Genomic DNA, 6654 nt, shown 5'->3' with positions numbered 1-6654 from the left:
GGTTTGCGAGGGAGTGGCACGTCCGACAACGGACCGACCCACCCCCAACCCCTCCCTTGTCGGGGAGGGGAGCAACGGCGCTCGCCGTCTACTTCGTCAACACGCGATGCCCCGCCGCCAGCACGATCGCGACCAGCGACCCGCCGACGATATTCCCTGCCGTCGCCAGCAACAGATTGCCGAGCAGCGCACTGACCGGCACCGCTGTCGGATCAAGGCCCCACGCGATCGGCAACAACGTCATGTTCGCAACCGAATGTTCGAACCCGGCCGCCACGAACAACGTGACCGGCCCGATGACGCCGACGATCTTGCCCGCCACCGACTGCGCCCCCGTCGCCATCCAGACGGCAAGGCACACCAGCATGTTGGCCAGCACGCCCGACGCGAGCAGTTCGACCCAGTCCTTCGCCAGCTTCGTATCGGCGGTCTTGAGTGCCGCCTGCCCGACCGCGCCGTCGATCGCCCCCGTCGCGCCCGACGCGACGAACAGCGCGGCGATGACGAAGCTGCCGATCAGGTTCGCGGCCCACACCACGCTCCAGTCGCGCACCGTTTCGCCCACGCTCAACCGGTCCTGCGCGGCGGGCAGCACCAGCATCGTATTGCCAGTGAACAATTGCGTGCCCGTCACCATCACCAGCATCAGCCCGACCGAAAAGGCGATGCCCGACAGCAATTGCGTCGCGCCGCCCGGTTCCACGCCGGCATGCGCCACCAGATAGCCGATCGCGCCGAAACCGATCTGCGCCCCCGCCGCGATGCCGAGCAACAGCATCGCTCCCACCGGCGGGCGCGTCTTGGCGAGCAGGGCGTCGTCGACGCTGTCGGCCAGATTGTCGGCGGTGGCGTCGTCCTTGGCCATGGCGTTCCCTTCCGGATGGTTCAGGAACGAAACGACCAAGCCGGCCCCCGGCTCCGTCAGCGCAGCATCGGCCGGATATCGACGATGCGAAGATCGTGCATCTGGTGCAGATACGCCTCCAGATACGGCTTGTGCGATGCGCCGACCACGATCAGTGCGCGCATCCCCGGCCCCGGCGCCTCGGCCAGCATGTCGCGGATGTTCGCCGCCATCCGCAGGTTGCGCACTTCCCAATAGGCGACATATTGCCGCCCGAACCGCTGCGGCGACAGCTCTTCCAATGCCGCCCCGAAATCGGTGTCGAACACGACCTGCCCCTGGTCCGGCGCGTTGAAACCCCGATACATCGCCAGCACGCCGGCGCCGGTCGCCAGATCGACCTGCGACGCATCGATCGCCGCCATGCGCCGCTTCATCGCCGGACTGTCCCAGACCGCTTGCATCGTCTTGCCATAGGCGGCCTCGTCCGCCTTCGGCACCGATCGGTCGGCGGTGTGATCGTCCATCGCATAGACGCGCTGTAGCCCTAGTCGCGCAGCCAGCCGTGCCGCGATCATCAGGCTTTCGTCGCGCTTCGTCTCCAGCTTGGCGAGCCGCGTTACCAGGGTCGCGTCCAGACCGTCCCCGGCCTTGCGCTCCGCCGCCGGCAGTTGCAGCCACTGGACCAGTGCCGATGCCTGTTCGCCGCCGGCAAGGAACAGCGCGGCCAGCTTGCGCCGATCGGCCGGGGTCGGTTTGGCGGGCAGTGCCAGCAGCATCGCTTCATAGGCTGCGGTGGCGGCTGCCACGTCCAGCCCGGTCGCGGCCTTGGCCGGCGCCGGGTCCCAGCAATAATCGGGCACGGTATCGGCATAGCGATAGGGGTAGCGCCGCAACTGATCGCATTGCGCCCCCGACAATGCCTCGATCGCGATCGCCTGCGGCTTCCACGCCGCCAGCCGGTCGAGCAACGGCCCCAGCGCCTCCGGCCGGAACCGCTCGGGCAGTTGCGACAAATGCGCCGATCCCAGCACGGCGATCTCGTTGATCGGGCCATTGCGCGGCCCTTTATGCGCCGCCGGGGCGAAGTCCGGGCGGTAGGATTGTGCCGTCGCCGGCGCGGCGAGCAGCAATAAGGTCGACAGGATGCGTTTCATGGATTTCCCCCTTGGGTTGCAGCGTACGGCGGCAAACGGGGAAGGGGAATGCGGTTTGATGAGGCTCCCTCGCCCCGACAGGGGAGAGGGATGCGCAGACTTGGTCTTTGCGTCAGCAAAGGCCTAGTCGAAGCTGGGAGAGGGGAGCGCTCGCACATGCGAGGGCGCGAGCCAAAGGCTCGCTTCGCCCCGCTCCCAAGCTACGCTAGCCAGCGAGCAGGCAAGCTCCGCTATCCCTCTCCCGTGTCCGGAGAGAGGGCAGGAGCCCCCCACAAACGAAACCGCCGCCCGGTTGCCCGGACGGCGGCTCGTTCACGCAATCGATAACCGAACGATCAATCGTTCAGATAATCGCCCGCATCGGCGTCGGTGCCGGTGCCCGAGGGCACGACATCGGCCAGCGGATCGGCCACGCCCTGACCGTCGCGGGGCGAGCGGGCCAGTTCGGCGGCGTGTTCTTCCTCGGCCGAATTCGGCGCGACGAAGCCGGCCAGTGCCTTTTGCTGTGCCCGTAGCGCCGCATCGCGCGACGATGCCGCGACCCGCAGGCGGTTCATGCCGGCGCCGGTGCCCGCCGGGATCAGGCGGCCAACGATGACGTTTTCTTTCAAGCCGTTCAGGCTGTCGATCTTGCCCTGCACCGATGCCTCGGTGAGGACGCGGGTCGTTTCCTGGAACGATGCGGCCGAGATGAACGACCGCGTCTGGAGCGACGCCTTGGTGATGCCGAGCAGCACCGGCTTGCCCTGTGCCGGGGCCAGACCCGGCGCGAGCTTCGCATTGGCTTCGTCCATCTCGTCACGGTCGAGCTGTTCGCCGGCCAGCAGGGTGGTGTCGCCACCGTCGGTGATCTCGACCTTCTGCAGCATCTGACGAACGATCGTCTCGATGTGCTTGTCGTTGATCTTCACGCCCTGCAGTCGGTAGACGCCCTGGATTTCGCTGACCAGATATTCGGCCAGCGGCTCGATGCCGAGCGTTTCCAGAATGTCGTGCGGGTTCGGCGAACCACCGATCAGGTTGTCGCCGCGCTTGACATAGTCGCCTTCCTGAACGTCGATCACCTTCGACTTCGGGATCAGATACTCGACGACATCGCCGCCATCCTCGGGCTGGATGCCGATCTTGCGCTTCGCCTTGTAATCCTTGCCGAAGATCACGCGGCCCGACACCTTTGCGATAATCGCCGCTTCCTTCGGAATACGTGCTTCGAACAATTCGGCGACGCGCGGCAGACCGCCGGTGATGTCGCGGGTCTTGGCCGATTCACGGGCGACACGGGCAAGAACGTCGCCCGCCTGCACCTGTGCACCATCCTCGACCGACAGCACCGCGCCCGGTGCCAGCATGTAGCGTGCGGCCTCGCCCGAATTCGCGTCGAGCAGGGTCATGCGCGGACGCAGATCCTCCTTCGACTTCGACGTCACGCGATATTCGATGATCTCGCGCTGGGCGATACCGGTCGCTTCGTCGACGCGTTCGGTGACGGTCTTGTTCTCGATCAGATCGATGAACTTCACCGTACCGCCCGTTTCGGTGATGACCGGCGCGGTGAACGGATCCCATTCCGCCATGCGGTCGCCCTGCGAAACGATGTGGCCATCGTCGAACAGCACATACGCACCGTACGGGATGCGGTGGACCGAGAGGTCACGGCCGTCCATGTCGACGATCGCGATTTCGCCCGAACGGCTGAGCACCACGCGCCGGCCGCGCTGATCCTCGATCAGGCGCAGGTCGCGGAACTCGACCGTGCCGTCGACCGGCGCTTCGAGGTTCGACTGTTCGTTCAGCTGCGCCGCACCACCGATGTGGAAGGTACGCATGGTCAGCTGCGTACCCGGCTCACCGATTGACTGCGCCGCGATAACGCCGACCGCTTCGCCGATGTTCACCGGCGTACCACGGGCAAGGTCACGGCCATAGCAGGTGCCGCAGACGCCGACCTTGGCTTCGCAGACCAGTGGGCTGCGGATCTTCATCGCCTGCAGCCCCAGCGCCTCGATCTTGGTGATCATCGCTTCGTCGAGCAGCGTGCCCGTGGGGAACACGACCTCACCCGTCTTCGGATCGACCACGTCCTCTGCCGTGGTGCGGCCGAGGATGCGTTCGCCGAGCGACGCGATCGTCGCGCCACCTTCGATGATCGACCGCATTTCCAGCGCGCGCTGGGTACCGCAGTCTTCCATGATGATGACGCAGTCCTGGCTGACGTCGACCAGACGGCGGGTCAGATAGCCCGAGTTCGCCGTCTTGAGCGCCGTATCCGCCAGGCCCTTGCGCGCGCCATGGGTCGAGTTGAAGTATTCAAGGACGGTCAGACCTTCCTTGAAGTTCGAGATGATCGGCGTTTCGATGATCTCGCCCGACGGCTTGGCCATCAGCCCGCGCATGCCGGCCAGCTGCTTGATCTGTGCCTGCGAACCGCGGGCACCCGAGTGGGCCATCATGTAGATCGAGTTGATCGGCTTCTCGCGGCCCTTGTCGGGGCCGTCGTCATAGCGGCGGACCGCCTTGATCTCGTCCATCATGCTGGTCGCGACCTGGTCACCGCAGCGCGACCAGGCGTCGATCACCTTGTTGTACTTCTCCTGCTGCGTGATCAGGCCGTCCTGATATTGCTGCTCGAAGTCCTTCACCTGATCGCGGGTTTCGTCGACCAGCTTGTCCTTGTCCGGCGCGATCAGCATGTCGTCCTTGCCGAACGAGATGCCGGCACGGAACGCGTGGCGGAAGCCGAGCGCCATGATCGCATCGGCGAACAGCACGGTCTCCTTCTGACCGGTGTGGCGATACACCTCGTCGATGACGTCGCCGACATCCTTCTTGGTCAGCAGGCGGTTGACCGTTTCGAACGGCACCTTGTGGCTCTTCGGCAGGGTTTCGCCCAGCAACATGCGACCCGGAGTGGTCTCATAGCGCTTGAGATACTGCTTGCCGTTCTCGTCGGTCTGCGGAACGCGGCTGACGATCTTGGTATGCAGCGTGACGGCACCGGCGTGCAGCGCCTGATGCACCTCCGCCATGTCGCCCAGCAGCATGCCTTCGCCCGGCTCGTTCGTCTTTTCCATCGACAGGTAATAGAGACCCAGCACCATGTCCTGCGACGGCACGATGATCGGCTTGCCATTGGCGGGCGACAGGATGTTGTTGGTCGACATCATCAGGACGCGCGCTTCCAGCTGTGCCTCGAGGCTCAGCGGAACGTGGACGGCCATCTGGTCACCGTCGAAGTCGGCGTTGAACGCCGAGCAGACCAGCGGGTGCAGCTGGATCGCCTTGCCCTCGATCAGCACCGGCTCGAACGCCTGGATGCCCAGACGGTGGAGCGTCGGCGCGCGGTTTAGCATGACCGGGTGCTCGCGAATGACTTCGTCGAGGATGTCCCAGACTTCCTTGCGTTCCTTCTCGACCCACTTCTTCGCCTGCTTGAGCGTCATGCTCAGGCCCTTGGCGTCGAGGCGCGCATAGATGAACGGCTTGAACAGCTCGAGCGCCATCTTCTTCGGCAAACCGCACTGGTGCAGCTTGAGTTCCGGCCCGGTCACGATGACCGAACGACCTGAATAGTCGACGCGCTTACCCAAAAGGTTCTGACGGAAGCGGCCCTGCTTGCCCTTCAGCATGTCGGACAGTGACTTCAGCGGACGCTTGTTGGCGCCGGTGATCGTGCGGCCGCGACGGCCATTATCGAACAGCGCGTCGACCGCTTCCTGCAACATGCGCTTTTCGTTGCGGACGATGATGTCCGGCGCGCGCAGTTCCATCAGCCGCTTCAGGCGGTTGTTGCGGTTGATGACGCGGCGGTACAGGTCGTTCAGATCCGACGTCGCGAAACGGCCGCCGTCGAGCGGCACCAGCGGGCGCAGTTCGGGCGGGATGACCGGCACGACGTCGAGGATCATCCACTCGGGACGGTTGCCCGACTCCAGGAAGCTCTCGACGACCTTCAGCCGCTTGATGATCTTCTTGGGCTTCAGTTCCGACTTGGTAACCGCCAGCTCTTCGAGCAGGTCGCGCTTTTCACCCTCGAGGTCGAGGTCGATCAGCATCTGCTTGACCGCTTCCGCGCCGATCCCGGCCGAGAACGCGTCCTCGCCATACTGGTCCTGCGCGTCTAGCAGCTCGTCCTCGGTGAGGAGCTGATACTTCTCCAGCGCGGTCAGGCCCGGCTCGATCACGATGTAGGACTCGAAGTACAGCACGCGCTCGAGCTGCTTGAGCTGCATGTCGAGCAGCAGGCCGATGCGCGACGGCAGCGACTTCAGGAACCAGATGTGCGCGACCGGCGCGGCCAGTTCGATATGGCCCATCCGCTCACGGCGGACCTTCGACACCGTGACTTCGACACCGCACTTTTCGCAGACGATGCCCTTGTACTTCATGCGCTTGTACTTGCCGCACAGGCATTCGTAATCCTTGATCGGACCGAAGATGCGCGCGCAGAACAGGCCGTCACGCTCGGGCTTGAACGTGCGATAGTTGATCGTCTCGGGCTTCTTGATCTCGCCGAACGACCACGAGCGGATACGCTCCGGCGAGGCGATGCCGATCTGGATCTGGTCGAAAGTCTCCGGCTTGGCCACCGGGTTCGCGAAATTGGTCAGTTCGTTCATGATCTTACCTCATAGCCCTCTCTCCTTCAGGGGAGAG

General features: G+C 64.7%; 3 protein-coding genes. All 3 read right to left on the bottom strand.

The features are described 5' to 3' along the window. Positions 1–88: 88 nt before the first annotated feature. On the bottom strand, positions 89–865 hold the full coding sequence (locus ASE59_RS08820; protein WP_056455324.1) for a formate/nitrite transporter family protein: 777 nt from the start codon (positions 863–865) through the stop codon (positions 89–91). Positions 866–921: 56 nt separating this feature from the next. Further along, on the bottom strand, positions 922–2001 hold the full coding sequence (locus tag ASE59_RS08815) for a DUF5694 domain-containing protein (RefSeq protein ID WP_056455204.1): 1080 nt from the start codon (positions 1999–2001) through the stop codon (positions 922–924). Between the two features lie 335 nt (positions 2002–2336). Beyond that, positions 2337–6617: a DNA-directed RNA polymerase subunit beta' gene (gene rpoC / locus ASE59_RS08810; protein ID WP_056455202.1), complete on the bottom strand. Its 4281-nt coding sequence runs from the start codon at positions 6615–6617 to the stop codon at positions 2337–2339. Positions 6618–6654 lie beyond the last annotated feature (37 nt).

The organism is Sphingomonas sp. Leaf10 (assembly GCF_001421245.1).
Classification (GTDB): domain Bacteria; phylum Pseudomonadota; class Alphaproteobacteria; order Sphingomonadales; family Sphingomonadaceae; genus Sphingomonas.
Note: the sequence above shows the minus strand (reverse complement) of the source record. Positions and strands in the feature narration are given on the sequence as shown.